Source organism: Mycobacterium sp. 852002-51613_SCH5001154, assembly GCF_001667425.1.
Classification (GTDB): domain Bacteria; phylum Actinomycetota; class Actinomycetes; order Mycobacteriales; family Mycobacteriaceae; genus Mycobacterium.
The window spans coordinates 254,566-280,428 of sequence record NZ_LZII01000005.1; the positions used below are offsets into that span (position 1 = coordinate 254,566).

Sequence of the window (25,863 nt, forward strand, 5' to 3'; positions counted from 1 at the left end):
TCGGAACTCTTGCGTTCGAAGGCTAGAGCTGGGCCCAGACCGACTTCGTCTTCAGGTAGGCCTCGATGCCCTCACGCCCGAACTCGTGACCCCAGCCGGACTGCTTGTAACCGCCGAACGGTACATCGTGGTCGAACACCAACTGGCAGTTCACCTGAACGCTGCCGGCCTGCAGCCGCTTGACGATGCGGTGGGCGCGGCCGAGGTTCTCCGTCCAGGCCGTGGCCGCCAGGCCGTAGGTGGTGTCGTTGGCCATGGCCACGGCCTCGTCCTCATCGTCGAACGGCAGGACACTGACCACCGGCCCGAAGATCTCCTGCTGATACAGCCGCATGCCGGGGTCGACGTTGGTCAGCACCGTCGGGTGCACGAAGTAGCCCTTGCGGTCCAGGCGGTAGCCGCCGGTCACCACTTCGACGCCGTCACTCTTGCCCTCGTCGATAAAACCCATGACGCGGGTCAGCTGCTTCTGGCTGATCAACGGTCCGCTGACGCAGCCCTCTTCGCTGGGCGCGCCCAGCTTGAACGTGTCAGCCATCAGCGCAATGCCTTCCACCACGCGGTCGTACACCCCACGCTGCACGAAAATCCTCGAGCCACATACGCATCCCTGCCCGGAGTGCACGAAGATGCCCAACGACGCCATCATGATCGCCTTGTCCAGGTCGGCGTCGTCGAAGATCAGCACCGGCGACTTCCCGCCGAGTTCGAGCATGACCTTCTTCAGGTTGCCGGCCGAGGCCCGCACGATCTCCTTGCCGACCTCGGTCGACCCGGTGAAGGCGACCTTCTCGACGTCGGGATGCGCGGTGATCGCCGCACCGGCGGTATGCCCGTAACCGGTCAGCAGGTTGACCACTCCCTCGGGGACACCGGCATCGTGAATCAGCCTGTCCAGCAAGACCGCCGACAGCGGGGTCTCCTCCGCGGGTTTGACGAGCATGCTGCACCCGGCCGCCAGCGCGGGCGCCAGCTTCGCGCTGGCATTGAAGATCGGGCCGTTCCACGGGAAGATCAGCCCCACCACGCCGAAGGGCTCCTTGAGCGTGTAGGCATGCATGTTGACGAAGGCGTCGGTGGCGATGCCGTCCGTCTTCACGTCATACGCGACGCCGTTGAGCTTGGAACACCAGCCCGCGTAGTAGCGGAAGAACTCCGAGCAGGTCGACATCTGCAACTGCGCCTGCATCAACGGCATGCCGGTGTTGAGCGAGTCGAGTTGGGCGAACTCTTCGGCATGCTCGTCGATCAAATCCGCGATACGCCACATGATCTTGGCGCGCTCGCGGCCCGGCAGCTGGGACCAGGCGCCCGATTCGAAGGAAGCCCTCGCCCGCGCGGCGGCACCGTCGACCGCCGCTTCCCCACAGTCGGTGAACTCGGTGATCGTCTCCTCGGTGGCGGGGTCGATGACCGCGATGACCTCGCCCGTTCCCGGGCGGTTTCGGAGGTCCTCCAATACCGTCTGCAGCGTCATCCGATCCCTTCCGTATCGCGGTGCCGTTCGGCCGGCACACAATGCTGAGCACTTGCTTAGCATTGTGTGTGCAGCCGGTCAAGGCCGCGTTCACGGATCAGACCGCGGCGCCGTGCCGCGAAAGCGGTTGGTATCGATTGGCTAGCGCAGCACTCAGCGCAGTTCCTGGATGCGGATCAGGTTGCCCGCGGGATCGCGGACCGCGCAGTCCCGCAGTCCGTACGGCTGTTCTGTCGGCTCCTGGACGATGTCGACGTCGTTGGCCTGCAGCTGCTCGAAGGTGCGGTCGAGGTCCTTGGTCGCCAACAGCAACGTGGCGTAGCTGCCCTTGGCCATCATCTCGGCGATGGTGCGCCGCTCGTCATCGGTGATGCCCGAGTTGGCGGCCGGCGGATTCAGGACGATCGACGTGTCGGGCTGGTTCGGAGGTCCCACGGTGATCCACCGCATCTTGCCCTTTCCGACGTCAAGGCGGACTTCGAAGCCGAGGGTGTCGCGGTAGAAGGCGAGCGAGGATTCCGGGTCGTCGTGTGGCAGGAAGCTCGAGTGAATCGTGATATCCATGGGGTCAGGCTAAGCGCGGCCCGGTGACCGATGCTTCTCGATTCCTGATCGGTCTGGTCACCTGTTTGGCCACGCAGGGCGGCATTCCGGCCAGCGTGTCCACCCCCAGGCGCCGGTAGGTGCTCGGCGGCACGCCGACCAGTTCGGTGAAGCGAGTGCTGAAGGTGCCCAACGAAGAGCAACCGACCGCGAAACACACATCGGTGACGCTCAGGTCGCCACGCCGCAGCAGCGCCATCGCGCGCTCGATGCGCCGCGTCATCAGATAGGAGTATGGCGACTCGCCGTAGGCACGGCGGAACTCGCGGCTCAGGTGGCCGGCGGACATGTGCACGTCACGCGCGAGCGCCTCCACGTCCAGCGGCCGTGCATACTCGCGATCGATCCGGTCCCGGACGCGGCGGAGCAGCGTGAGGTTGCGCAGGCGCTGCGCCGCGTCGGCTCCTTGGCGCACCGGTAATCCCTACGCGCCGACCAACTCTGGATGGAACTTGGTCGCCATCCGGCGCAGCCCGTCACGCCAGTCGACCGTCGTGCCGCCGATCAGCTCGTGCATCCGGACGCTGTCCGTGGGATTGCCGCGCAGCGCCTGAGCGCTCACCTCGAAGACCGGCTCCTTGCCCACCAGCGAGCCCAGGTAGCCACACCACTCCTGGATGCTGACCGTTTGGTCACCGCACCAGTTGACCGTGGTCGCCGGGACCGACGCCACCTCCAGCAGCTTCGGAATGGTCGCGATGATGTCGTCCTCGTGAATCGGGTTGTAGCGCGCGGGTTCCCCGGGCGGGACCGGGATCGGGATGCCCGCCAGCAGCATCTCCATGTGGTAGAACGGCCACCCGCCGTTGTCGCCGTATGGGACGTTGAGCCGGGCGACGGTGGTGGGCACTCCGAGGGCCCGCGCCATCGAACGGGCGACGACCTCCCCGGCGATCTTGGAGATGGAGTAGGTGGGGAACAGGCACTTGTGGTTGTCGCCCAGGGCGGCGGCCTCGGTTCGCGGATCGTCGCCCGGCGGGTCATAGACGGCGGCGGACGAACAATGCAGAAACGCCTTGGCATCGCGGCAGTGCGCCATGAGCAGACCCACCGACTCCGCATTGGCGGCGAGGTCCTTGTCCCAGTTCCCGCTCTTGGCCACTGCCAGGTTCAGGACGTACTCGAAATCGGTTGGCAGACTGGCGAAGTCACCTGCTGCCAGGTTGACCTTCTCGCATCGGACGCCAGCCTTCTCCAGGCCCTCCCGGGCCGCCGGATCGGTGAAGCGGGCAATGCCCCACACCTCGTTGTCGGCCGCGAGCGCCCGCGCAATGGGGGTTGCGATTTGACCGGTCGGACCGGTGATCAGGATCTTCGAGCCGCGCATGCGCTGATAGTAGCGACTCACAGCCCTGGTTGGTCGTCGATGATGCCGAGCCAGATCTGCGCGACGTCGATGGCGACTTTCTCGCTGATGAAGGCATGCTGCGTCCCGGTGTAGATGTCCCGGAAAGCGCGCTCCAACCGGGTACCCTCCCGGATCGAGCTGGTGCCCGCGACCAGGTGCGCCCACTCGGCGCAGCTCCGGGCCGTGTCGGTCGCAAAGACCGCCGCCACGCGCATGTCCGCGCGCAGCAACGGTGTCAGCTCCTCCCCCGACGCGACCGCGGCCTCGGCGGTGGTGAACGCGTCGAGCACCAGCAGCCGAGCGGCGCGCCAGGCCGCGCGGTGGTGCGCCAGCCCCTTCTGGAAGGTCGGGCGGCTGGCCAGCGACGCCATGTCACTCATCCGGAACTTCGTCGCCGCCAACTCCTGGACGTCGTCGAGCATGCTCTTGGCGACGCCCAGGGCCCACGACGCGTGACCGGCGGCGGTCACCGGCATCAGCCCCATCCGGGTGGCCGGCGACGTCCCGCGATACGGCTGACGCACAAAGAGCTCGAAGGTGCGGCTCGCCGGTACGAACACCTCCTGGGCGCTGTAATCATAGGACCCGGTTCCCTTGAGCCCCTGGACAAACCAGCCGTCGTTGAAGCTGATCTGATCCCGGGGAATCACCGCGACCCGCATCTCGGGGAAGCCCTCACTGATCCAGCGCATTTCGCCGTTGTCCATCGGAAGGAACCCGGCGGCGACGTACTGGGAATGCCCGATGCCCGAGCCGAAGTTCCACGACCCGCTCACCAGGTAGCCGCCATCGACGGCGGATCCCTGCCCGTTGGGGAAGAATTGGCCGCCCATCGTGACGCGGTTGTCGTGCGCCGTGAACACCTCGGCAAAACCCTCGTCGGGCAGATACGCCGCGACGGCGAAGGAAGATGGCAGGTTGGCGATGCCGACCCACCCGAAAGAGCCGTCCTGCCAAGCCATTTCGATCCAGGTTTCGATCATCTCGGTGAACGACGGCTCCGTACCGCCCGCCGGGGCCGGGTTGAACGCGGACATCAGCCCGGTCGCCCACATCTCGTCGACGATCGCCGGGGTAAGGGTGCGCATCCGCTCGGATTCTGCGGCCTCGGCGCGCACCAGGTCGCGCATTCCGCGGGCGAGCGAGACAACCCGGTCATCGGTGTCGGCTATCGACGTCATCCACCTGTCCCATCATCGCGACGGCATCAGCGGGAAACTGATATCGGTGACCGTACCAACCGCTTAGCGCTGAAAAGAATGAATCGCGGGACACGGGGCCGGAAGCGGTACGCCGAAATGTCGCCTTACCGTAGGGGCGTGCGCTGGATCGTTGACGGCATGAATGTGATCGGGAGCCGCCCGGACGGGTGGTGGAAGGACCGCGGTCGCGCCATGGCCGCATTGGCCGACCGCCTCGACCGATGGGCCGCCACCCAAGGCGACCACGTGACGGTTGTGTTCGAACGGCCGCCGTCGAGCGCCATTCCCGCGGCGGCGATCGAGATCGCGTACGCGCCCCGGGCGGCCGCCAACTCGGCCGACGACGAGATCGTCCGGCGCGTCCAGGCCGACCCCCGGCCGCACGACATTCGGGTGGTGACGTCGGACAAAGGGCTGAGCGACCGCGTGCTGAGCCTGGGCGCCTCGGTCCACCCCGCTGCAAGCTTCCGCGACCTCATCGACCCCCCGGGGCAGCGGGCCCGATGAACACCAGCCGCAACCGGGTCTGTGCATCCGCCGGGGTCGACATCCCGATCATCCAGGCGCCGATGACCTATATCGCCGGCGCCCAGCTGGCCGCCGCGGTGTCCAACGCGGGCGCGCTGGGCGTCATCGAGACCACATCCGAGCAGGGGCGGGCCGACCTGCGGCGCGTCCGTGACCTCACCGACCGTCCGGTGGGCGCGAACATCGCGCTGATCATGAACCGCGACCCGGCCACCGTGGATCTCCTGGTAGCCAACGACATTCGCTTCGTCACCACATCGGCCGGCGATCCGGCGCTGTTCATCGGACGGCTCCACGATGCCGGGATCACCGTGTTCCATGTGGTGGGCACCCTCGCGGCTGCCCGGAAAGCCGTGGACGCCGGAGTGGACGGGCTCGTGGTCGAGGGCGTCGAGGGCGGCGGGTTCAAGAACCGATTCGGTGCGTCGACCATGGTGCTGCTGCCGCTGGTGGCGGCGCAGGTCGACGTGCCGATCGTGGCGGCTGGAGGGATCTGCGACGCGCGCTCGATGGCGGCCGCGTTCGTCCTCGGAGCCGAGGGCGTGCAAATGGGGACGCGGTTGCTCGCCTCGGCGGATTCCCCGGTGCACGGCAACCTCAAGCAGGCGGTCGTCGCGGCCGATGAAACCTCCACCGTGCTCCTCCCCCTCGACGGCAAACGCATGATGCGGGTGATCCGGACGGCCGCCGCCGAAAGGCTGGACACCGCGATGTCTTCCGGCGACGGCGCCGCGGCGCTGCAACGGGTGCAGCGGCTGTATTTCGACGGGGACATGGACGCCAGTGTCGCCAACACCGGTCAGGTGGCCGGGCGGATCGAGGACATCCCGCCGGCGGCCGACATCATCAAGCGGATGTGGGCGGGATGCGGCGAAGCGCTGGCGGCCACCGCGGACCTGTTCGGGCCGCCGGGGCTTAGCTTGGGCGACTCTTGACGTCGAAGACGACCTGCTCGCCTTCGACTTTGGTGATGCGCATGTGCGCGGTGTAGCCCTTGCCCTCCGGCCCGGTGAAGTGACAGTCGAACTCTTGGCCCACCTTGGCTTCGACACCGGAGGGACAGCTCACGTCGGTCGGGTGGAATCCCGTCTGGCGCGAGACGACGTCGACGACGGATTGCGCCGCGCCGTCGGGTTTGACCGTCGACTTCGCGCTGCATCCGGCGACCTGGAGGGCCACCAGAGTCGCCAGCACGCCCGCGACGACCGGAAATCTGCCGCAATCCATAGCCGGTCAGGCTAACACGCAATCGGCGCGTTAGAACAGCTCACAGCGACGGACATTGTCAGCTCGCAAACGAGCGACGGGAGGCCCGCGCCTGGGGGCAACCGCAGTCGGCGGATCGGGTCAGCCCGCCGCGGCCAGTGCCGCGTCGTAGTTGGGCTCCTGGGCGATCTCGGGGACCAACTCCGTGTAGCTGACCTTCCCGTCGGCGCCGACCACGACGATCGCCCGGGCCAGCAGACCGGCCATCGGCCCGTCGTTGATGGTGACGCCGTAGTCCTCGCCGAAGCTGCTGCGGAACGCCGAGCCCGTCTTGACGTTGTCGATGCCCTCGGCGCCACAGAATCGGGCGAACGCGAACGGCAGGTCCTTTGACACGCACACCACCGTGGCTCCGCTCGCGGCGGCGCGCTCGTTGAAGGTCCGTACGCTGCTCGCGCACACCGGCGTGTCCACGGACGGGAAGATGTTGAGCACCACGGCTTTACCGCCGAGCTGGTCGCTACTGACCGCCCCCAGATCGCCGCCAGTCAGGCTGAATGCCGGCGCCGGGGATCCGACGGCAGGCAGCTCGCCGACGGTGTTGATCGGGTTTCCACGCAACGTTATCTGTGCCATGCGGACAGTCTGCCAAGCGCGCCTTGGCCACCATGGGTCAGGTCCCATGTCCTAATTGGTGGGTTGCAGGGCGTAGACGACATGTGGCTGCGTGCCGAACACTTGAGTCCATGACTCGCAAGGTCGTCATCGCCGGTTTCCCCGGCGTGCAGGCGCTCGATGTGGTGGGCCCGCACGATGTCTTCACCGGCGCCTCGCTGCTCACCGGGGGCGGGTACGAGGTCGTCGTGGGCTCGGTCGGCGGCGGCCCCGTGGCCACCCCGACCGGGCTGGCCTTCGTCGCCGCGCCGCTGCCGGCCCCGAACGACCCCAACGAGAAGATCGACACGGTCGTGCTGCCGGGCGGCGGAGGTGTCGAGGCGGCCCGGTCGGATACCGAGCTGATCGGCTGGATCAAGGCCGTCGCCGGAACCGCCCGCCGCGTGGTCACCGTCTGCACCGGCGCGTTCCTGGCGGCCGAGGCCGGGCTGCTGGACGGGCAGCGGGTCACCACGCACTGGGCCTTCGCCGGGCGGTTGGCCCGCGAGTTCCCCGCGATCGAAGTCGACGCCGATCCGATCTTCGTCCGCACCTCGGACACCGTATGGACGGCCGCCGGAGTCACCGCGGGGATAGACCTGGCGCTCTCACTGGTCGAGGATGACCACGGCACCGAGGTTGCGCAGACGGTCGCCCGCTGGCTGGTGCTGTATCTGCGCCGGCCGGGCGGACAGACGCAGTTCGCGGCGCCGGTGTGGATGCCGCGCGCGAAACGCAACGCGATCCGCGCGGTGCAGGAGGCGATCGAGGCCCAACCCGGTGGCGAGCACAGCATCGACGAGCTGGCCCGTCGCGCGGCGATGAGCCCGCGGCACTTCACCCGTGTGTTCACGGCCGAGGTAGGCGAGGCGCCCGGCCAATACGTCGAACGCGTCCGCACCGAGGCCGCGCGCCGGCAGTTGGAGGAGACCGACGACACCGTCGTCGCGATCGCCACCCGCTGCGGCTTCGGCACCGCGGAAACCATGCGGCGCAACTTCCTTCGCCGGGTCGGCATTCCGCCGGACCAGTACCGCAAGGCCTTTGCCTGAAATCGAAAGGACGACACCATGACCCAAATCGCAATCGTGACCTATCCGGGATTCACCGCGCTCGACATGATCGGCCCCTATGAGGTGCTGCGCAATCTGCCGGACGCCGAGGTGCGGTTCGTCTGGCACGAGCCCGGGCCGATCACCGCGGACTCCGCTGTGCTGGTCATCGGGGCCACCCACGCACTGGCCGAAACACCCTCGCCCGACGTGGTTCTGGTGCCGGGCGGCCCGTCGACCCCGGTGCATGCCCGCGACGAGGCGCTGCTGGACTGGCTGCGCCGGGCGCATCGGACCGCCCGATGGACGACGTCGGTGTGCTCCGGGTCGGTGATCCTGGCGGCGGCCGGACTTCTCGAAGGGCGGCGGGCCACGTCGCACTGGCTGACCATTCCCGCGCTGAAGGCCTTTGGCGCTGTCCCGGTGGCCGACGAACGCGTCGTGCATGAAGGCGACATCGTCACGAGCGCGGGCGTCTCCGCGGGACTCGATCTCGCGTTCTGGCTGGCCGCGCAGATCGGCGGCGAAAGCCGCGCCAAGGCAATCCAACTCGCGCTCGAATACGATCCGCAGCCGCCGTTCGATTCCGGCCACATGTCCAAGGCGTCGGCCGCCACGAAGGCGGCTGCGACCGCGCTGCTGTCCAGGGAGAGTGTGAAGCCGGCCAACGTGAAGGCTGCCACGATGCTGGCGTGGGAGGAGGCGTTGGCGGCCGTGCGGTCGCGGCGGCGGGGGCGACAGCCGGTGACCAGTTAGTCAGGCGCCCGGCTGCAGGATTTCGTCGGACTCGAGCCGGCCGCCGGCCTGTAGCCAGGCGGCCACCACACCGGGCGCGTCCCGGTTGGGGTTGTAGATGTCCTCCTCGCTGGAGAACAGTCCGTCCCCGGCATAGACCAGCCGGGTCCAGTTCGGAAACCAGAAGGGTTCACCCTTGGGGTCCGTCGGATGGTCGAGCAGATTCTTGATCATCACGACGACCGCGTCGTTGTCCTCGTCGTAGGCGGTCCAGTCGGACGGAAATCGCATGTGCGGGAACGGTGCCATGACGGCGACGATCCAGTCCCGCACTGCCTCGCGGCCATGGAACACCCCGTAGTGATGTTCGGTGTAGACGACATCCTCGGTGAAGAGATCGGCGAAAGGTCGCCAGTCGCCCGACGCGCTGCACCCCTCCACTACCCGCGTGTAGTTCTCGACGGCTTGCTCGATTTCTGCCCTGGTGAATTTGCCCATGGCGGACACACTAGAACGTGTTTCGGTTAGAGGAAGCTCGTCTGGATAGGGATATGGCATGAACGTCTTGAAGTTGTTTGATCTGCGCGGCAAGCGGGCGCTGGTGACTGGGGCATCCAGCGGCATCGGCAAGAAAGTGGCGCAGGCATATCTGCAAGCGGGTGCCGACGTGGCCATCGCGGCGCGGCGAGCCGAGGGTCTGGAACAGGTGGCCCGGGAGATCGCGGCGGACGGCGACGGCAAGGTCGTGCCCGTCGCCTGCGACGTGACCCAACCCGATCAAGTCACCGAGATGCTGGAGCGGGTGACCGCGGAGTTGGGCGGCGTCGACATCGCGGTGTGCAACGCCGGCATCATCACGGTCAACGGGATGCTGGACATGTCGCTCGAAGAGTTCGAACGCATCCAAACCACCAATGTGACAGGCGTTTTCCTCACGGCGCAAGCGGCGGCCAGGGTCATGGTCCGGCAGGGCCGGGGCGGCGCCATCATCACGACGGCCTCCATGTCGGGCCACATCATCAACGTGCCGCAGCAAGTGGGCCACTACTGCACGTCCAAGGCGGCGGTGATTCACCTGACCAAGGCCATGGCCGTGGAGTTGGCCCCGCACAATATTCGGGTCAACAGCGTCAGCCCGGGTTACATCCTGACCGAACTCGTAGAGCCGATGACGGAGTATCACCGGTTGTGGGAGCCGAAGATTCCGCTCGGGCGGATCGGCCGGCCCGAAGAACTGACCGGCCTGTACCTCTACCTGGCGAGCGACGCTTCCAGCTATATGACCGGTTCGGACGTCGTGATCGACGGCGGATACACCTGCCCGTAGCTCATGCGACGACGATGCGGCGGCCGAAACGGGCTCGCACACCGGGCGAGAAGAGCGCGCGCAACGGCTCGCCGGCGCGCCGAACCATGCTGGCCGCCACCAGGTCGTCGTGGAGCTCGACGATGTCGGCCGCGTACAGCGGCCAGGTCTCGTGTTCGTTCGGTACCCACCAGGTGCGGCCGGCCGTGCGGGTGTGCGCACCCCATCGGGCCGTCAGCCAGATTTCCAGCGGTGTCGGTTTCACCGGCGCGCCGATGGCGACCTCGATCCGGCTGCGCAGACCGCGGCGGGGCCACCGCCGCACGCTGTCGTACGTGACGCGGTCGCCGTGCCGGTTCGTCCGCATTTTCGCCCAGGTGTAGGGAACGCCGAGGCCGACGCGGGTGACGGGCACGACCGCGAGCCGCGCCGTTTCCAGCGACCGGAACAGCACACCGTGCCGGCCGGCGTCGTCGACCGAATACAGCCGGACGTTTGTCTCCGGGAAGCTGCCGAAGTACGGAAGTCGCAGCACGGAGCCGACTTTGGTGCTGCCCATGACGAACGAGACCAACCCGACGTAGGTCATCCCGTCGGCGAAGACGTCGGGCCGGGTGCCGGGCGGGTACATCGTCTCGACGGTGTCGGGCCGCACCGGCCAGTGGATGAAGGTCAGTTCACGCCAGCACTGATCGAAGGTGACGGGACCGCGAAGCGGCGGCGGGGTGAGCGGGTATCCCTCGAGCCCCCGGCCGCCGCCCGGTTCGGGCGTCGGCGACTCGGGAGTCGCGGTCATCCCTCCAACTCCCCGAAGACCTTTCGTTCGATGCCGGCTTGCGTGGTGGCCGGCAAGACGACGAGCCCCTCGAGTTCCTGGCGCGCCAACTCATAGGCCTGCCGGCGTTCCTGCCCTGTCGCGGCGGAATCCGCCGCGACCCGTAGCAGGTTCTGAGCGCGCGCGATCCGCTGCTGGTCCGCTCGAGAGAAGTCGCTGCGCCGCCTGCGTATCGCTTCCGTCTCGGCGGCGTGGAAGGCGGTCAGGTAGTCCTCGACGGCGGTCCGGTACTGCGCGGCCGTTTCGCGGTCGTCGAGGAGGTCTTCGGCTTTGGCGGGGCGCAGGAAGTCCGCTCGGAGCTTGGCTTTGTGGAAGGCGACCGTGAGCGGGTCGCGCATGTCCGTCATGAGCGGAAAGTCGAGCAACTTGGCGACGTCGAGTTCGTATTCGAGCCAGCGCGCGTCGGTGCGGCTGTGCTCCTCGAGGACGCGGCGCAGCGACCGCCACTGGGCGATGTGGTTGTCGGCGGTGTCCGGTGATTCCGTCCGATCGATCTGCGGCGGTGGTTCGGCCGGCCGGCGGTTGGCGCTGAATGCGCGCACCGCGGCGATGGTGGCCCCAGCCAGGGGCAGGATGACGATCAACAGCTCCGCCAACCGGATGAGTAAACCCACACGGCCAGGATGCCACCCGCGGCCGGCCAAGACGGACGTCGAACGCGGGGACCGAGGACGAATCCAGTGCCGGGCCCGTACACAGGGCCCACAGTCGGCGACCCAGGGAGCGGCGATGTCACGTCTGCGGTCGCACCCCGAGGACGTCGCGAAACAACGCCTGCCGCAAGGCGAGTTCGCGCGGGTCACTCCACAGGTGAAAACCCAGCCGGTTCATCACGTAGGCGAAGCCGACGCCGGTGTCCGGGTCGGCGCAGCCGAAAGAGCCGCCGAAGCCGGGAGTCCCGAAGGCCCGGCCCGAAGAGCCGAATGCAAAGTGCGGCACGGGTTTACAGAAGCCGAGGGAATACTCCACGTCGACATTCATCACCTTGTCGCGAACGCCCCGGCTCGGCGAGAGCGCCGGTGCCGCCAGAGCTTCGACGGTGTCGCCGCCGAGGCCGAGCTCGGCTCCCCCGGTTGCCGCGCTGCCATATATGCGCGCCACCGACCGGGCGGTGCCGATGCCGTTGGCCGACGGGATCTCGACCGTCCGAACGTCCTCGCGGTTGTAGTCGCCGTTGAACGGGTTGACGCCCCGCGGGACCGCGATCGCGCGGGCGGTCAGGCCGACCGGGTTGAGCGAGGCAGCCACGAATCCCCGGGGCATGACGTTCAAATGCAGCAGCGTTTCGGGGCGAACCCAGTTGTGGATGTGCGCGACCCGCTCACGGTTGACCGAATCCGGCAGGCCGATGTGCAGGTCGAGCCCGAGCGGCCGGACGATCTCGTCGGCCATGAAGCGGCCCAGCGTGCGGCCGGCCGGGTCCGTCCGGCGGATCAGCTCGGATTCGTACCAGCCCAGCGTGATCGCGTGGTAACCGTGCCGCGAACCCGGTCGCCACGCCGGCGCCTGGGCCGCCAGGATGGGCGAGAGCCTGGCCGGGTCGGCGACGTCAACCAGCGCCGGCTTCGGTTTGAGCGCGCACAGCCCGGCCTGATGCCCCAGGAGTTGGCGGACCGTCACGTCGCCCTTGCCCGCCCGCGCGAATTCCGGCCAGTAATCGGCCACCCTGGCGTCATAGGAGATGAGTCCGCGGGACACCGCGACGGCCACGACCAGGGCGGCGACCCCTTTGGTCGTGGAGAACATGTTGACCATGGTGTCGGCCCGCCAGGGTTGTCTCGCCAACCCGTTCCGGTAGCCGCCCCACAGGTCGACGACCTTGACCCCGTCGCGGTAGACGGCGACGGCCGCGCCGACTTCCGCGCCGTCGCGGAAACTGGCGCGGAAGGCGTCGGCGACCTTTCCGTAGCCGGCGTCCACGTCGCCGCCGATCAGGTCCGCCGACACCGCAACCTTGAGCACCATCGTCACGCCTCCGAAAGGAGACTAAGCCAGCGCCGGACGCGAGCAGCGCTTTTCGGGCCGTCTCAGCCCGGCCGGGTCAGTGGCCACCCAGGCTGCCGTTCAGGTACTGGGCGCGGCAGGCCCGCCGCGCCAGCTTGCCGCTGGTGGTGCGCGGAATGGCGCCGGCCGGCAGGAAACACACCTCGGCGACCGGCAGCCCGTGGCGTCGCAGGACCGCGGCGCCGATGGCCTCGATGGCCGGCCGCGGGTCGGCGCGGCTGGTGCCCGTCGCCCGCTCGGCGATGATCACCAGTCGCTGTTCGGTATCCTCGCCGGGCACGTCGAAGGCGGTCACGTATCCGCGCCGCACCAGGGGGGACGCTTCGGCGACGGTCGCCTCGATGTCCTGTGGGTAGTGGTTGCGGCCGCCGATGGTGACCATGTCGACGATCCGGCCGGTGACGTACAGCTCGCCGTCGAGATAGGTACCCAAGTCCCCGGTCCGCAGCCACGGGCCATCGAGCACCGAGCCCTCGGCGTGGCTGCCGTCGGCGAATCGCGATCGCAACCGGGCGCCGAACGCTCGCCCGGTTTCGCCGGGCAGTCCCCAGTAGCCCCCGCCGACGTTTTTGCCCTGCACCCAGATCTCGCCGACCTGACCGTCGGGCAGTTCCGTCCCGGTGGTCGGGTCGACGATGACGGCCCATTCGCTGCGGCCCACCTGGCCGCAGGAGACCTGCGCCACGGCCTCGGGGTCGCCCGCCGCAACCCGCACCGCGCGGCCGGCGCCCAGCTCCTCGCGGTGGAAGTAGGCGGCGGTCGCCTCCGCGGCGGGCGCGATGGTCGCAACGAACAGGGTGGCCTCCGCGATGCCGTATGACGGCTTGAACGCGGTCGGCGGCAATCCGTACGGGGAGAACGCCTTGTTGAACGCCGTGATCGCCTCGATGCGGACGGGTTCGGACCCGATGATCAGCACCACGTTGCTCAGGTCGACATCGTCGCCCGGCGCGGGCAGTCCCCGCTGGGCGGTCCATTCGTAGGCGAAGTTCGGCGCCGCGGTGACGGCCCGGCCCGTCTGGGCCGACAATGCCTTGATCCAGCGCAGCGGCCTGCGGACGAACGCGGCGGGCGACATCAGCGTGGAGTGCCCGCCGTATACCGCCGGGAAGCCGATCATCGATAGCCCCATGTCGTGGTAGAGCGGCAACCAGCTCACGCCGTGCGTGTTGCGGTCAAGCAGGTCAATGGAAAGGATCATCTGCACGAGGTTGGTGCCGACCGCCCGGTGCGTGATCTCGACGCCGACCGGGGGCCGCGTCGAACCCGACGTGTACTGCAGGTGAGAGATGTCGTCATGGCGTAACTCATTGGGGGCGAATGAATCCCGCGCCGAGTCGGGGATCTCGTCGATCACGATGACCCGTGGCCGGTGCCGTTGCGGGAGGGTGCTCAGAAAATCCTCGACCGCGTTCCTGGCCGCCGATGTGGTCAACACGGCCGTCGGCTGCGAATCGCGCAGCGCAGTGTCCAGGCGTTCGGCGTGGCCGGGCAACTCGGGCGCGAACAGCGGCACCGCAATGGTTCCGGCCTTGATCGCGGCATAGAACCCCATCACGTAGTCGAGGCTCTGCGGCGCCAGGACCGCGACTCGATCGCCATGGCCGGCGGCCTGTTGGACGCGCGCGCCGATGGCTTCCAGCCGGACACCGAACTGGTTCCACGTCACCTCTTCGACATGGCCGTCGGCCGAACGGTTGTAGTCCAGGAAGCGGTACGCCACGGCGTCACCGACATTGGCGATGTTGCGATCGACGAGCGAGATCAGCGTGACGTCGGGCGGCACCAGGATGTTGCCCGCGGCATCCAGGCAGTCCTCGATCTCGAGCAGGCCGGGGACGGGCCTGGTGTGCTGCCGCGAACCGAACTCCATGGCCCTACTGTAGGCAAGGGGATGCCGCAGCAGCCGCGCCGCGAAGAGTTGTCGGGACGCCCCGCGCGAAGGGCTTTCGGAGGGAATCGAATTCGCCAGTCGGCGCCGGCCCGTCGGCGACCGTTGTGCGCCCTCGTCACGGTGACCACGGCGTGGGCGGTAGCCTACGCGCGAGCGGCATGCAGGGTCGTCGATGATCGCACCGGGAGTTGGCCATGTCAGGCAGGACGTTTTCATTCGAGATCAACCGCACCAGCACCGCGCCCGCCGCGACGCTGTTCCGGCTCGTGACCGACGGCGCCAACTGGTCGAAGTGGGCCAAGCCCATCGTCGTTCACTCGAGCTGGGCCCGGCAGGGCGATCCCGCGCCCGGCGGAATCGGGGCCGTCCGCAAGGTGGGGATGTGGCCCGTGCTGGTGCAGGAGGAGACCGTCGAGTACGAGCAGGACCGCCGGCACGCCTACAAGCTCGTCGGCCCCCCGACTCCGGCCAAGGATTACTCGGGCGAGGTGGTCTTCACGCCGAACCCGGCGGGCGGAACCGACATCCGCTGGACCGGCTCGTTCACCGAGGGAGTGCGCGGGACGGGCCCGGTGATGCGGGCCGCCATGGGCGGAGCGGTTCGGTTCTTCGCCGGCCGGCTGGTGAAGGCCGCCGAGCGGGAATCGAACGCCGGGCGGTAGCACCGGGCGCATGACGGCCGCGGGAGGCGGCCGCCGCGCTTTCAGGCAGGGTCTACGGGTTGTTGGCCTGTTGCTCGTCCAGCTGAGCCTGCTGCATGCTCTGCTCGAACTGCTGCTGGGCCTGTTCGTTCTGTTGTTCCGCCTGCTGCATGGACTGTTGCAGTTGCTGCTGGGCGAGCTGCTGCTGCAGTTGGGCTTCGTCGTCGCCGTCATCGGCGGCAAAGCCGCCGGAGAAGTTGGGCGGTGTCTGGGGCGATACGGCCACGTCGGTCAGGCGCACCGGTCCCTGCGCCGTGCCGAGGAGGGAGAGCAGGGCGACGGCCGCGGCTCCCGCGAGAAGGAGCCGCACCATTCGTCGCCGGCGGTGGTCAGGGGCGCGGGTAGTCATCTTTCGGTTATGCGCCGAGACCCTAGCTACCGCCTGGGCGGCGGCTGTTCGGCGAATATGAAGTCCGCCCGCTACTTCGCGTCGACCTCGTCCTGATACTTCTTCGTCATGTGCGCGACCGCGTCCAACTGCGACTGCGCCAAGCTGTCCCGGGCCTGCCCGGCGCGCGCGGCGGCGTCCAGCGTCGGTTGTGCCTGGCCCTGGAAATGCGGCATGACTTCGGCGGCGAACAATTCGGCGGACCGTTTGGTGGCGGCCGGGTTGGCCCACTCGTGGCCCATCTGCAGCATGCAGCCGAACCCGCCGGATTGATCCCACAGCCGCTGAACCTGCCCGCGCGCCCGCTCGGGCGTGCCGATCACGCCCGCCCCGTTTTCGTTGATGACGTCGATCATCTCGTCCAGCTGTTCGCCGGGCATCGTCATCTGCGGGAAGGCGGCCACCTTCTGGAAGTACCGGAACCACGGCTCGATGCCGAACTTGACCTCTTCCCGGGCCTGCTTTTCCGTTTCGGCAAGGTGGAACAGTCCGACCAGGCTCCAGTTCCTGCGGTCGACCTGCGTGCCGAAGGTCGCCGCGCGCTCCTCAACGATGCCCCAGTGATACGAGAGCGCGTTGAAGCCCTCGACGGTCAACGTCGCCCCGATGGAGAGCAGGCCGATGCCGTGTTTTCCGGCCAGCCGTGCACCGGTCGGCGAGGCGACCGCGGCGACCGACAGCGGGATCCCGCCGTCCGAGTACGGGGCAAGCTGCAGCTTGGCGTCGAACAGTTGGTGCGTGGCCGTCTTGGCGCTCACGGTCTCCCCCGCCAGCAGCCGCACCACGATGTCGAGATTCGTTTCGAGCAGTTCGCGGGTGTCGGTGGGCGTGAGCCCGATCATGGACGAGTCGCTGGGCAGGGAGCCCGGCCCCACACCGCCGATGATGCGGCCATGGGTGAGGTGATCCAGCAGCATCAGCCGGTCGGCGACCCACAGCGGGTTGTGGTACGAGAGCGAAATGACCCCGGTGCCAAAGCGAATGCGCTTGGCGCGCTCGGCCGCGGCGGCGATGAATACCTCGGGCGAGCTGATGATCTCGCTGCCGGCCGAGTGGTGTTCGCCCATCCACACTTCGTCGAAGCCGAGTGCGTCGAGGTGCTCGATGAACTGCAAATCGCGCTGCAATGCGAGCGTGGGATTTGTGCCCGCCCGATGGAACGGGGCGATGAAGTATCCAAACCTGAGCTTCGTCATTGAGGCTCCCTTGCATCCGATTGGCCTGAACCATAACTCGCATGCGGTGTTCGGCCTAGGCCGTCATGGAAGAACGCTCGGCAAGGAGCGGGTTTTCAGCCGGCGGGGCCAGGTGATCCCGGCCCCGCCGACTAAGGGAGCAAGTCTTTGTCGCGGTGCGCTACGGCGAGCTCAGCGCGTGAGGTCAGTAGCCGCCGCAGACGTTGCCGACGCATCCGCCGCCGCCGCCCGGGCCGCCGCCGCCACCCCCGACGCCGGGGATGCTGCCGCCTCCGCCGCCGGGGCCGCCGCCACCCGTGGGGCCGCCGGGAACGCCGCCGCCACCGCCGCCCGGGCCGCCGCCACCCGTGGGGCCGCCGGGAACGCCGCCGCCACCGCCACCGGGGCCGCCACCGCCGGTGGGGCCGCCCGGAGCGCTGCTGCCGCCGCCGCCAGGTGTGGACGGAGCCACGCTGGACGACGGCGTGGTCGTCGGGGTGGTGCTGCTGCTGCTCGGCCCTTTGTTGCCGCCGCCGCAGCCGACCGCGAACACGAGCATGGCCGCACCGCCGAAGAGCGCGACCGACGTCCTGCCTGCAGATCTCATCGAAGTCCCCAATCCCCACTTGCGCCACGGCAACTGGTCCACTTCTCCTTACCCCGGCTCGTGCCCCTGCAAACGGGATTCGATGCGGGACTTCTGCCCGGAAACGGCGATGGCCCATCCGCCGGGATGGGCCATCGGTACAAGCGGCGGGCGCGGCTGGCGCCAAGCATTAAACGCAAGGGAAGCGAGTGCATTGGGAGCCGATGGCCCATCTCGGGCTAATGGGCCATCGGCGAGCCAAATCGTATCCCCGGACAACTGTTGCTATGCGGGAATTTGCTACATAGGTAATAAGAAATTTTCTTATTCGTAAATTGGATACCGCGTCCGCGCCGTGAGCCCGCATCAGCAGCAGCGTTCAGACCTGCGTCCGCTCCCTAGGCTTCCTTGGTGATCAGCTTGCGCAGCGCCACCCGGTCGGGGGTCAGCAGCTCGGCGATGCGCGGCTTGTTCACCTCGGCGACAATGATCTCGCCGACCTCCTGGTAGACCTCGCTGAAGATCCCGTGGGACTTCATCTTCTCGGTCTGATAGAGGTTGTCCTCGGTCGGCGTCACGTAGTAAACCGCGTCGGCCTTGAACCGGTGCACCAGCCAGAGGTGAATCAGCGTCATCAGGCGCTTCTGGCGCAGCTTCTCGGCGAAGGTGTTCTGGTCACGGACCTGCAGGATGCTGCGGCCGTGCCGGTCCTTGATGGGATCGACGACGACATTGGCCAGCTGCTCGTTTCCGTTGCCGTAGATGCCGAGCTCGAGAACGTCCGAACCGGCGCGGCGGGGCCGCAGGGTCACCCGCAGCTTTTCGCCGAGCTGGTAGTTCTCGCTCCACAACGCCAGCCACTCCTCCAGCAGCTTCTTGGGCACCTCGGTCTGCGCGAGGTGCTGATGCTGGGTCGAACCTTTGCCCATCGCCTTGGTGGTCGCCGTGCGCCCGGACGACGCCTGCAGCGCCGCGTCGCTGCGTGGCCCGCCGACCAGGGTCTGCGGGGTGCGGTAGGGCGACTCGACCAGGCGCATCTTGCGCTGCAGCCGAGCCAGCGCCAGCATGCCGTCCTGCTGCAGCGACGTGGCGAACTCCTCGGCGGCGACGCCGTCGATCTGGTGGCCGCCGTAGGTGATGAAGTTGAAGACGAAGCCCATCTTGCCGAGCTCCTCGGGGAAGCGCTTCATCTCCTCGTCGGTCATCCCGGTGGTGTCCCAGTTGAAGGACGGAGAGAGGTTGTAGGCCAGCATCTGCTCCGGGAATTCGGCGTGGATCGCGTCGGCGAACTGACGGGCGTCGGCGAGATCGGCGGTCTTCGTCTCCATCCAGAGGATGTCGGCGAACGGTGCGGCCGCGAGCGACTTGGCGATGGCGTACGGAATGCCGCCGCGGATCTGGTAGTAGCCCTCCGGCGTCTTCGACAACTCCGGGTCCCACGGCGGATCGACGCCCAGTTCCTTCGCCTTCTCCCGCGCGGCGTAAAGCGATGCGCGGGCCGCGAACTGGCGCCACTCGTCGGGGGTCATGCTCGGTGACTCGTCTTCGGTCTCGTCGAACGAGAGCACCTCCGCGACGGCCTCGCTGTAGGTCATCAGCCCGGCATCGTCCTCCCACGCCGCCACGAATCGCGACTCGACCTGGTCGAAGAGGTCGTCGATAGAACCTTGCCCGTCCTCGCGCCGGGCGTTCACGGCGTCGGAGATCAAGCCCTGGATGCCCTGGCGCTCCAGCCAGGCGGTGGCGGCGGTGTACTGCGAATCGGGCAGAGCGTAGAGCAGGTGGCCGTTGAGCTCCTTGATCCCCAGCTCGTGGAAGCGCCGGACCATCGCCAGGAAACACGCCTTGTACGACGGGATGTCGAGGTTGGTGGCGCCGAGCAGGAACGGCTGGTCACGTTCGTCGGCGCGGCTGTCGATAAGGTTGGCCGCCTCGGCGTCGGTGCGGGCGACGATGATGCCGGGCACCTTCATGACGTCGAGCTGGAACCGGGCCGCATTGAGCCGCTTGATCTGTTCGTCCGACGGCACCAGCACCTTGCCGCCCTGGTGGCCGCATTTCTTGGTGCCCGGGCGCTGGTCCTCGATGTGGTAGCCGGCCACGCCGACCTCGACGAAGCGGCGGACCAGGTTGCGCACGTGCGGGTCACCGCCGTGGCCGGTGTCCGCATCGGCGATGATGAACGGGCGGTAGTCGTACGCGGGTGTGGTGGCGCGCTGCCTTTCGGTCATGTTGAGGCGCTGGTACTGCTGGTTGCGGTCAGCGGTGAGCAGGGCGCGCACCAGCACCGCCGCGTCGTCGGGCACCTGGCTGAGGGGATAGCTGGCGAGGTCGGGACCCGGGTCCTCGGTGGTGGAGCCCTTGGCCGAGGTGGCCCAGCCGCCGAGGTAGATGCCCTCGATGCCCATCCGCTTCATGGCCACCGCCTGGCCGGGCGAGTAGGGGCCGAAGGTCGTGATGCTCTTCTTCGCGGCGTACAGCTCGCGCAGCCGGTCGTAGAAGGCGGCGGCCGCGTTGCGTGCCACCGGGTAGTCGGACGGGATGGTGCCGCGCTGCTCGACTACCTGGCGGGCCGTGTAGAGGCGCGTGATGCCGGCGAAGCGCGGGTCGTCCATGTACCGCTGCGTGGCGGCGATGTCGTCTTCGAACGATGTCCGGACTTCGGTGTCCGAGTCAATGATGGCCATGGCCCTACGCTCCTCTTCGGCATGATTCCCCTGGACGGAGTCTATCCCCGGAGATGACCTTTCAATCAGGGGTCGAAAGACCCATGCCAAAACTGTTGCCGGACGCCTGTATCCACCAGCCGGCGCCGGCACGGCACGGCCGCGGGGCGCCGGGCGCACGGCCTCGGTGTGCACCGCTTGCGGCGCAACACTCTTCGCACGCAAGGTCGGATCAGTTGGGGCCGCCGGCCGCGCGCCGGGTCAACCACTCCCGCTGGCGACGGACGAACTCTGCGTCGACGACCCTTCCGTGGCCCGGCACGTAGACCGCGTCCGTGCCGCCGACCTCGAGCAGCCGATCGAGTGTGGCCGGCCAGGCCGCCAGATCCGAGTCGGCGTCGATCGCGGGTTCGGCGGACTCTTCGACAAGGTCGCCGGTGAACACGACGACCGGATCGTCGGCTCCCCCGGGAGCGACCACCACCAGATCGGAGGTGGTGTGGCCACGGCCCAGGTGGGCGATCGTCACGGTGCGGTCGCCGAGGTCGATGGTGGCGTGAAAGACCCCCCGCCGCGGGGGTCGCAACGCCGCGATCGCTCGGTCTATCTCTGCGGCGTCGGCGCCGTGGTGCAACGCGTCGTCACGCATCCGGTCGGTTCCGGACGACAGGTATTCGACCACCTCGGGTGCGCAGTAGACATTCGCGTCCGCAAACGCCGAAGAACCCAAAACGTGGTCAAAATGCTTGTGCGTCAAGACGATATCGCTGACAGGGCGGCCGGCGAGCCGTCGCACTCCGGCGTCGATTGCGGCCGCCTCGGACAGCGTCGTGCCGGCGTCGACCAGCAGTGCCCCGGTGCGGCCCCACACCAGTCCGACGGTGACATCGCAGAACGGCAGCCGGCAGCGATGCACGGTGGCCGTCAACCGTTCCCACGCGAGGTGCACACGAGCAAGGTAGCGCCCGGGGCTGGGCCGAACAGGTCGGACATAGTTGACACGTTGGCAACGGCCGGAGAGAAGGTATTCGCGATGCGCGCAGTCGTCATCACCAAGCGTGGCGGTCCGTCGGTGCTGCGCGTCCAGCAGCGGCCCGACCCCCCGCCGCCGGGTCCGGGGCAGCTGCGGGTGGCGGTGCGCGCAGCGGGCGTGAACTTCGCCGATCACCTCGCCCGCGTCGGCATGTATCCGGATGCGCCGAAGCTCCCGGCGGTCGTCGGCTACGAAGTCGCCGGGACCGTCGAGGCCGTCGGCGACGGTGTCGATCCCGGCCGCGTCGGCGACCGGGTGCTGGCGGGTACCCGCTTTGGCGGCTATGCCGAGATCGTCAACGTGGCCGCGAGCGACTCGGTGCCGCTGCCGGCCGCAATGAGCTTCGAGGAGGGCGCCGCCGTCCCGGTCAATTACGCGACCGCGTGGGCCGCGCTGCACGGGTACGGGTCGCTGCGCGCCGGGGAAAGGGTGCTGGTGCACGCCGCGGCCGGCGGGGTCGGTATCGCGGCCATCCAGTTCGCGAAGGCCGCCGGGGCCGAGGTGCATGGCACCGCGTCGCCGGCGAAACACGAGAAGCTGGCCGAACTGGGGGTGGACCGGGCGATCGACTACCGCCGTGACGGCTGGTGGCGTGGCATGGATCCCTACGACGTGGTGCTCGACGCGCTCGGTGGCACGTCGCTGCGGCGGTCCTACGCATTGCTGCGGCCGGGCGGACGGCTGGTCGGGTACGGGGTGTCGAACCTGCAGCATGGCGAGAAGCGCTCGCTGCGGGCGGCCGCCCCGCACGCGTTGGCGATGCTGCGCGGGTTCAACCTGATCGATCAACTCTCGGAGTCCAAGGCGGTGATCGGCCTCAACATGTTGCGGCTGTGGGACGACCGCGGCACGCTCGAGCCGTGGATCACTCCGCTGGCCCAGGCGCTCGCCGACGGAACGATCGCTCCCGTCATCCACGCGGCCGTGCCGTTCGCCGACGCGCCGGAGGCACACCGCATCCTGGCGGCCCGGGAGAACGTCGGCAAGGTAGTCCTGGTGCCGTGAGTTTTTAGCGGCGCTGCAGTGGTTATCTATCTCCCATGGCTGTCACCGAATCCCGCGAGGTCGTCATCGAAGCGACACCGGATCAGATACTGGATGTGCTGTTCGACATCGAATCGCTGCCCGAGTGGTCCTCGGTTCACCAGAAGGTGGAGGTTCTCGAGCGGGACGATCAGGGCCACCCCACCAGATCGAAGCAAGTGGTCAAACTCGTCGGTGTCAGCGACGAGCAGGAGTTGGCGTACACCGTTCACGACGACGGTGTCAGCTGGACTCTGGTCAGCGCCAAACAGCAACGCGCGCAAGACGGTCGCTACACGCTGACGCCCGACGGAGACTCCACGCGGGTGAACTTCGATCTCACCGTGGACCTGTTGATGCCGGTGCCCGGGTTCTTGATCAAGCGAGGCTCCAAGAGCCTCATGGACACGGCCACCAAGGGATTGCGTAAACGGGTCCTGGAGCGCAAGGGCGGCAAGTAACGGCACCCAGGCCGTCTGAATCGGGCGCTTTCGGATGGGCGCCGCGCGAGCGACACTGTCCATATGAAACCGAAACCCGTGAGCAACTTTCGACGGGTCGCATCGCTCGCCGGTGCGTTGGCGATCCTCGGCGCGGCGGCCGGCTGCGGCGGCCACGGTGACACCCGCATGACGGCACCGTCGACGCCGAAGGTCACCACCCTTGGGCGGACCGTCCCGGCCGCCCCCGCCGACGGGCCGTTAACCATCAGCAGTCCGGCGTTCCGCGACGGTGCGCCGATCCCCGTGCAGTACACGTGCAAGGGGGCGGACACGGCCCCGCCGCTGACGTGGTCGGCGCCGTTGGGTGCCGCACTCGTGGTCGACGACCCTGACGCCGTCAACGGTCTCTACGTGCACTGGGTGGTGGTCGGCATCGGCCCCGGTTCCGGCAGCACCGCCGACGGTCAGACGCCGGCCGGCGCGACCACCTTGCCGAACACCGCCGGCGAGCTCGCATACAAGGGACCCTGCCCGCCGGCCGGTACCGGCACGCATCATTACCGGTTCACCCTCTACCAGCTTCCCAACGACTACCGGCTGCCCGACGGGCTCGCCGGCGTGCAGGCGGCGCAGGCGATTGGCGGCGCCGCGAACGCGCAGGCGCGACTGACCGGAACCTTCGGAGGCTGAGGATGCGCTTTCAGGCCATGTCTTCGAGCGCCTGATAGCCGGCGTTATAGCCGGGCGTGAACGTGATGCCGGGCCCACCGTGGCATCCCGCACCGCCGAGGTAGAGCCCCGCGATGGGAATCGGAAAGTCGAGGAATCCCTTGGGGCCGGGGCGGTTCGGGCCCATCAAGTCCGGATGCAGCAGCCCATGGCAGAAGTCGCCCGCGGGCGCACCGAACATCGTGTTCATGTGGTAGGGCGCAAACGTGATGTGACGGATCACGATGTCCTTGAAATTCGGGGCCAACCGGGTGATCTTGTCGATAACACGCTGTGCCATAACATTTTTGAGTTGCCCATGATCGTGGCGGTCGACTTCGACCGGGAAGGCGTAAGCGTAGGCGCTCGCGGCGTGTTTACCGGGCGGCGCCATCCCCGGATCATGCACGGACGGTATTTGCATCCCCATCGACGGGTTGTCCGGGACGATGCCCCGACGGCAGTTCTCCCAATGCAGCTGTTGTTCTTCGGGATCGCCGAAGATCCCGACCGACTGCTGCATGCCTTCCTCGTTCAAAAACTCGTAGGGCGGCGCGAATTCGGGCAGCCCGTCGAGGGCGAAGTGGATCTGCACGAAGGAGGCACGGTGGTCTCGTCCGACAAGACGTGAAATGAGCTCCCCCGGCACATGTTCGGGGGCGATCAGCTCGGTGAGGGTGACGTCCGGCGCGAGGTTGGAGACCACGATCGGGGCGGTGATCGTCGAGCCGTCGCGTAACCGCACGCCGGTCACGGTGCCGTGGTCGACGAGGATTTGCTCCACCTTGCTGCGGAAGCGGATCTCACCGCCGTGGGAGACGAAGAGCTCCCGCAGGTGTTCGGTGAGCGCGCCGATGCCGCCCTTGAGTTTGGTCATCATCGCCGTGCTGTCGTCCGGCACCGCCAGAGCGAATGCCAGGCAGGTGGCACTGCCCGGCGTGTAGGGGCCGCGGTAGGTGGAGTTGACGGCCAGGAACGCGAGCATCCCCCGCATGACCGTGTGCTTGTCTTTGTCGGGCAGGTAGCGGTCGATGACGTCCATCGCCGACCCGAACAACATCTCGTGAATGGCCCGTCGTTCGGCGTCGTTTGCCGCGCAGGCGTACATCTCGTCGAGGGTCTTGGGCGGTGTGCGAACGTCGAAGCGGCCCAGTGCCTTTGCGGGTCCCTGGCTCCACCCGATCAGTTCGGCCATGCCGGTGACGGCCTCCATGCCGTGCTTCTCGGCCAGGTGCGTCATCAGCCGCATCGGGTCGCGGTAGAAGATCATCGGCTCCTCGCCGTGGTCGCCGATGTTGGTCGACATCACGTCCGGCTCCACCGTGGGCAGGGTGTCCAGCCCGAGATCCTTGGTGATCTGGCTCGCGGTCGGAAACTGGACGGAGCCGGCGATCTCGTACCGGAAGCCGTCGATCAGTTCGACGGTCGCCGCCATGCCCCCCGCATAGGTATTGCCTTCCAGGCACAGCGTCCGCAGGCCTGCGCGCTGCAGTACGGCGGCCGCGGTAAGTCCGTTGTGGCCCGCTCCCACGACGATCGCGTCGTAGTCAGACATGGCGTTCCTCCCTCGATTGGCGCGTGACAAGGATATGTCAGTACTGACATGATTGGAAGATGTCAGTTCTGACAAATTCTGGCCGGCTGGGATACCATTCCGGGGGGATGAACGCGCCGACGAACCGTCATGAGCTACGCCGACGATCGACGCACGAGGCGCTGCGCCAAGCGGCATTGAAAAGCTTTGCGCGCAAAGGGTTTACCAACGTCACCGTGACCGAGCTGGCCCGGGAGGCCGGCGTAACCGAGCGGACTTTCTTTCGCCACTTCCCCACCAAGGAGGCGGTGCTCTTCCAGGATTACGAGACGCAGCTGGCGTGGCTGGCCGAGGCGCTAGCCGACCGTCCCGCGTCCGAGTCGCTGTTCGATGCGGTGCTGGCGAGCGTCGCGGCCTTCCCGCACGACCTCGAAGTGGTCCGCCAGGCCGCGACGGCCCGCGCGGAGTTGATCAGCGCGGAGCGCATCGCGAGCCACCTGCGCGTCGTGCAGTCGTCGTTCGCCCAGGTGCTGACCGATTTCGTCAGGGATCGAAACCCGGGTGTGGCGAACATCGATCTGCTCGCCGAGGTAACCGGCTCCGCCCTGGCCGCCGCGCTCGTTGTCGCAGTGGAGAATTGGGGCCGCAACGGCTGCAGGGGCGACCTCGGCGAACTCGTCGCGGCCAGCCTGGAGCTGCTGCGCTCGGGCTTCGTTTTCCCTGCTTGAGTGTGCGTCGAGGGCGACGACACGCCGGATAACC

Annotated in this window: 28 protein-coding genes; 10 read left to right on the forward strand and 18 right to left on the reverse strand. The window is 67.9% G+C overall.

Annotated elements, in window-relative coordinates:
• Positions 1-22 precede the first annotated feature (22 nt).
• From A5750_RS01630 to A5750_RS01650, 5 genes are all read right to left on the reverse strand, one after another.
• Positions 23-1,477, reverse strand: coding sequence for an aldehyde dehydrogenase (locus A5750_RS01630; RefSeq protein WP_066954491.1), 1,455 nt, complete (start codon positions 1,475-1,477; stop codon positions 23-25).
• 153 nt (positions 1,478-1,630) lie between these two features.
• Complete coding sequence (locus A5750_RS01635; protein WP_066954488.1) at positions 1,631-2,041, reverse strand: VOC family protein; 411 nt, start codon at positions 2,039-2,041, stop codon at positions 1,631-1,633.
• Positions 2,042-2,045: 4 nt separating this feature from the next.
• Positions 2,046-2,495, reverse strand: a complete 450-nt coding sequence (locus tag A5750_RS01640) for a helix-turn-helix transcriptional regulator (protein ID WP_066954485.1) — start codon at positions 2,493-2,495, stop codon at positions 2,046-2,048.
• A 9-nt stretch (positions 2,496-2,504) separates the two neighbouring features.
• On the reverse strand, positions 2,505-3,407 hold the full coding sequence (locus tag A5750_RS01645) for an NAD(P)-dependent oxidoreductase (protein WP_066954722.1): 903 nt from the start codon (positions 3,405-3,407) through the stop codon (positions 2,505-2,507).
• Positions 3,408-3,424: 17 nt separating this feature from the next.
• On the reverse strand, positions 3,425-4,609 hold the full coding sequence (locus tag A5750_RS01650; protein ID WP_066954481.1) for an acyl-CoA dehydrogenase family protein: 1,185 nt from the start codon (positions 4,607-4,609) through the stop codon (positions 3,425-3,427).
• 138 nt (positions 4,610-4,747) lie between these two features.
• On the opposite strand from A5750_RS01650, the gene A5750_RS01655 reads away from it, so the two are divergent.
• Both A5750_RS01655 and A5750_RS01660 read left to right on the forward strand, forming a co-directional pair.
• Entirely contained in the window at positions 4,748-5,137 is a 390-nt protein-coding gene (locus A5750_RS01655; RefSeq protein ID WP_066954478.1) for an NYN domain-containing protein, read from the forward strand.
• Complete coding sequence (locus A5750_RS01660; RefSeq protein WP_066954475.1) at positions 5,134-6,093, forward strand: nitronate monooxygenase family protein; 960 nt, start codon at positions 5,134-5,136, stop codon at positions 6,091-6,093. Before A5750_RS01655 ends, A5750_RS01660 begins: the two co-directional genes overlap by 4 nt.
• Here A5750_RS01660 and A5750_RS01665 read toward each other — a convergent pair.
• Together A5750_RS01665 and tpx are read right to left on the reverse strand one after the other, a co-directional pair.
• On the reverse strand, positions 6,074-6,385 hold the full coding sequence (locus A5750_RS01665; RefSeq protein WP_066954472.1) for a DUF4333 domain-containing protein: 312 nt from the start codon (positions 6,383-6,385) through the stop codon (positions 6,074-6,076). The two genes, A5750_RS01660 and A5750_RS01665, sit on opposite strands and share 20 nt — an antisense overlap.
• Before the next feature lie 120 nt (positions 6,386-6,505).
• On the reverse strand, positions 6,506-7,000 hold the full coding sequence (gene tpx / locus A5750_RS01670; RefSeq protein WP_066954469.1) for a thiol peroxidase: 495 nt from the start codon (positions 6,998-7,000) through the stop codon (positions 6,506-6,508).
• Positions 7,001-7,110: 110 nt separating this feature from the next.
• Here tpx and A5750_RS01675 point away from each other — a divergent pair, with 110 nt between their 5' ends.
• Together A5750_RS01675 and A5750_RS01680 are read left to right on the forward strand one after the other, a co-directional pair.
• Positions 7,111-8,070, forward strand: coding sequence for a GlxA family transcriptional regulator (locus A5750_RS01675; protein WP_066954466.1), 960 nt, complete (start codon positions 7,111-7,113; stop codon positions 8,068-8,070).
• Positions 8,071-8,136: 66 nt separating this feature from the next.
• Positions 8,137-8,826 carry a DJ-1/PfpI family protein gene (locus A5750_RS01680; protein WP_231989099.1) on the forward strand — a complete coding sequence of 230 codons (690 nt, stop codon included), beginning with the start codon at positions 8,137-8,139 and terminating at the stop codon, positions 8,824-8,826.
• On the opposite strand, the gene A5750_RS01685 is transcribed toward A5750_RS01680, so the two are convergent.
• On the reverse strand, positions 8,827-9,303 hold the full coding sequence (locus A5750_RS01685) for a nuclear transport factor 2 family protein (RefSeq protein ID WP_066954460.1): 477 nt from the start codon (positions 9,301-9,303) through the stop codon (positions 8,827-8,829).
• A 58-nt stretch (positions 9,304-9,361) separates the two neighbouring features.
• Between A5750_RS01685 and A5750_RS01690 the strand changes: the two genes are divergently transcribed.
• A complete protein-coding gene (locus A5750_RS01690) occupies positions 9,362-10,132 on the forward strand; it encodes an SDR family oxidoreductase (RefSeq protein WP_066954457.1) in 771 nt (256 codons plus the stop codon).
• A gap of 1 nt (position 10,133) precedes the next feature.
• On the opposite strand, the gene A5750_RS01695 is transcribed toward A5750_RS01690, so the two are convergent.
• The 4 genes from A5750_RS01695 to A5750_RS01710 form a co-directional block, all read right to left on the reverse strand.
• Positions 10,134-10,907: a YqjF family protein gene (locus A5750_RS01695; RefSeq protein ID WP_066954454.1), complete on the reverse strand. Its 774-nt coding sequence runs from the start codon at positions 10,905-10,907 to the stop codon at positions 10,134-10,136.
• Entirely contained in the window at positions 10,904-11,560 is a 657-nt protein-coding gene (locus A5750_RS01700) for a hypothetical protein (protein WP_066954451.1), read from the reverse strand. The genes A5750_RS01695 and A5750_RS01700 overlap by 4 nt, the downstream gene beginning before the upstream one ends.
• Positions 11,561-11,678: 118 nt before the next feature.
• Positions 11,679-12,911, reverse strand: a complete 1,233-nt coding sequence (locus A5750_RS01705) for a serine hydrolase domain-containing protein (RefSeq protein WP_066954719.1) — start codon at positions 12,909-12,911, stop codon at positions 11,679-11,681.
• Positions 12,912-12,987: 76 nt separating this feature from the next.
• Positions 12,988-14,823: a fatty acyl-AMP ligase gene (locus A5750_RS01710; RefSeq protein WP_067260829.1), complete on the reverse strand. Its 1,836-nt coding sequence runs from the start codon at positions 14,821-14,823 to the stop codon at positions 12,988-12,990.
• 215 nt (positions 14,824-15,038) lie between these two features.
• Here A5750_RS01710 and A5750_RS01715 point away from each other — a divergent pair, with 215 nt between their 5' ends.
• The gene (locus A5750_RS01715) at positions 15,039-15,506 is read left to right on the forward strand and encodes an SRPBCC family protein (RefSeq protein ID WP_066954445.1); all 468 of its coding nucleotides are present in this window, start codon (positions 15,039-15,041) and stop codon (positions 15,504-15,506) included.
• A 52-nt stretch (positions 15,507-15,558) separates the two neighbouring features.
• Here the strand turns inward: A5750_RS01715 and A5750_RS01720 are convergent, their stop codons facing one another.
• The 5 genes from A5750_RS01720 to A5750_RS01740 all read right to left on the reverse strand — a co-directional run bounded on the left by A5750_RS01720 (position 15,559) and on the right by A5750_RS01740 (position 21,309).
• Positions 15,559-15,855, reverse strand: coding sequence for a hypothetical protein (locus A5750_RS01720; protein WP_156664235.1), 297 nt, complete (start codon positions 15,853-15,855; stop codon positions 15,559-15,561).
• 110 nt (positions 15,856-15,965) lie between these two features.
• Positions 15,966-17,129 (reverse strand): LLM class flavin-dependent oxidoreductase, encoded by a 1,164-nt coding sequence (locus tag A5750_RS01725; RefSeq protein ID WP_066954439.1) that lies wholly within the window; start codon positions 17,127-17,129, stop codon positions 15,966-15,968.
• Between the two features lie 184 nt (positions 17,130-17,313).
• A complete protein-coding gene (locus tag A5750_RS25685) occupies positions 17,314-17,715 on the reverse strand; it encodes a hypothetical protein (protein ID WP_067260902.1) in 402 nt (133 codons plus the stop codon).
• Between the two features lie 377 nt (positions 17,716-18,092).
• Entirely contained in the window at positions 18,093-20,381 is a 2,289-nt protein-coding gene (gene aceA / locus A5750_RS01735; RefSeq protein ID WP_066954435.1) for an isocitrate lyase ICL2, read from the reverse strand.
• Between the two features lie 211 nt (positions 20,382-20,592).
• Positions 20,593-21,309: an MBL fold metallo-hydrolase gene (locus tag A5750_RS01740; protein WP_066954432.1), complete on the reverse strand. Its 717-nt coding sequence runs from the start codon at positions 21,307-21,309 to the stop codon at positions 20,593-20,595.
• Between the two features lie 84 nt (positions 21,310-21,393).
• Between A5750_RS01740 and A5750_RS01745 the strand changes: the two genes are divergently transcribed.
• The 3 genes from A5750_RS01745 (at position 21,394) to A5750_RS01755 (ending at position 23,549) form a co-directional block, all read left to right on the forward strand.
• On the forward strand, positions 21,394-22,398 hold the full coding sequence (locus A5750_RS01745) for a zinc-binding dehydrogenase (protein WP_067260837.1): 1,005 nt from the start codon (positions 21,394-21,396) through the stop codon (positions 22,396-22,398).
• Positions 22,399-22,433: 35 nt separating this feature from the next.
• Positions 22,434-22,877, forward strand: coding sequence for an SRPBCC family protein (locus tag A5750_RS01750; RefSeq protein WP_066954426.1), 444 nt, complete (start codon positions 22,434-22,436; stop codon positions 22,875-22,877).
• Positions 22,878-22,940: 63 nt separating this feature from the next.
• Positions 22,941-23,549, forward strand: a complete 609-nt coding sequence (locus tag A5750_RS01755) for a YbhB/YbcL family Raf kinase inhibitor-like protein (RefSeq protein ID WP_067260840.1) — start codon at positions 22,941-22,943, stop codon at positions 23,547-23,549.
• Between the two features lie 10 nt (positions 23,550-23,559).
• Here A5750_RS01755 and A5750_RS01760 read toward each other — a convergent pair whose 3' ends face one another.
• Positions 23,560-25,122, reverse strand: coding sequence for an NAD(P)/FAD-dependent oxidoreductase (locus A5750_RS01760; RefSeq protein ID WP_067260842.1), 1,563 nt, complete (start codon positions 25,120-25,122; stop codon positions 23,560-23,562).
• A 107-nt stretch (positions 25,123-25,229) separates the two neighbouring features.
• Between A5750_RS01760 and A5750_RS01765 the strand changes: the two genes are divergently transcribed.
• Entirely contained in the window at positions 25,230-25,829 is a 600-nt protein-coding gene (locus tag A5750_RS01765; RefSeq protein WP_066954417.1) for a TetR/AcrR family transcriptional regulator, read from the forward strand.
• Positions 25,830-25,863: the final 34 nt, after the last annotated feature.

Coding starts and splice junctions, on each gene's coding strand:
- A5750_RS01630 (WP_066954491.1), bottom strand. CDS start 1,477: ATGACGCTGCAGACGGTATTGGAGGACCTCCGAAACCGCCCGGGAACG.
- A5750_RS01635 (WP_066954488.1), bottom strand. CDS start 2,041: ATGGATATCACGATTCACTCGAGCTTCCTGCCACACGACGACCCGGAA.
- A5750_RS01645 (WP_066954722.1), bottom strand. CDS start 3,407: ATGCGCGGCTCGAAGATCCTGATCACCGGTCCGACCGGTCAAATCGCA.
- A5750_RS01650 (WP_066954481.1), bottom strand. CDS start 4,609: ATGACGTCGATAGCCGACACCGATGACCGGGTTGTCTCGCTCGCCCGC.
- A5750_RS01660 (WP_066954475.1), top strand. CDS start 5,134: ATGAACACCAGCCGCAACCGGGTCTGTGCATCCGCCGGGGTCGACATC.
- A5750_RS01665 (WP_066954472.1), bottom strand. CDS start 6,385: ATGGATTGCGGCAGATTTCCGGTCGTCGCGGGCGTGCTGGCGACTCTG.
- tpx (WP_066954469.1), bottom strand. CDS start 7,000: ATGGCACAGATAACGTTGCGTGGAAACCCGATCAACACCGTCGGCGAG.
- A5750_RS01675 (WP_066954466.1), top strand. CDS start 7,111: ATGACTCGCAAGGTCGTCATCGCCGGTTTCCCCGGCGTGCAGGCGCTC.
- A5750_RS01680 (WP_231989099.1), top strand. CDS start 8,137: ATGATCGGCCCCTATGAGGTGCTGCGCAATCTGCCGGACGCCGAGGTG.
- A5750_RS01685 (WP_066954460.1), bottom strand. CDS start 9,303: ATGGGCAAATTCACCAGGGCAGAAATCGAGCAAGCCGTCGAGAACTAC.
- A5750_RS01690 (WP_066954457.1), top strand. CDS start 9,362: ATGAACGTCTTGAAGTTGTTTGATCTGCGCGGCAAGCGGGCGCTGGTG.
- A5750_RS01695 (WP_066954454.1), bottom strand. CDS start 10,907: ATGACCGCGACTCCCGAGTCGCCGACGCCCGAACCGGGCGGCGGCCGG.
- A5750_RS01705 (WP_066954719.1), bottom strand. CDS start 12,911: ATGGTGCTCAAGGTTGCGGTGTCGGCGGACCTGATCGGCGGCGACGTG.
- A5750_RS01710 (WP_067260829.1), bottom strand. CDS start 14,823: ATGGAGTTCGGTTCGCGGCAGCACACCAGGCCCGTCCCCGGCCTGCTC.
- A5750_RS01715 (WP_066954445.1), top strand. CDS start 15,039: ATGTCAGGCAGGACGTTTTCATTCGAGATCAACCGCACCAGCACCGCG.
- A5750_RS01725 (WP_066954439.1), bottom strand. CDS start 17,129: ATGACGAAGCTCAGGTTTGGATACTTCATCGCCCCGTTCCATCGGGCG.
- A5750_RS25685 (WP_067260902.1), bottom strand. CDS start 17,715: ATGAGATCTGCAGGCAGGACGTCGGTCGCGCTCTTCGGCGGTGCGGCC.
- aceA (WP_066954435.1), bottom strand. CDS start 20,381: ATGGCCATCATTGACTCGGACACCGAAGTCCGGACATCGTTCGAAGAC.
- A5750_RS01745 (WP_067260837.1), top strand. CDS start 21,394: ATGCGCGCAGTCGTCATCACCAAGCGTGGCGGTCCGTCGGTGCTGCGC.
- A5750_RS01750 (WP_066954426.1), top strand. CDS start 22,434: ATGGCTGTCACCGAATCCCGCGAGGTCGTCATCGAAGCGACACCGGAT.
- A5750_RS01755 (WP_067260840.1), top strand. CDS start 22,941: ATGAAACCGAAACCCGTGAGCAACTTTCGACGGGTCGCATCGCTCGCC.
- A5750_RS01760 (WP_067260842.1), bottom strand. CDS start 25,122: ATGTCTGACTACGACGCGATCGTCGTGGGAGCGGGCCACAACGGACTT.
- A5750_RS01765 (WP_066954417.1), top strand. CDS start 25,230: ATGAACGCGCCGACGAACCGTCATGAGCTACGCCGACGATCGACGCAC.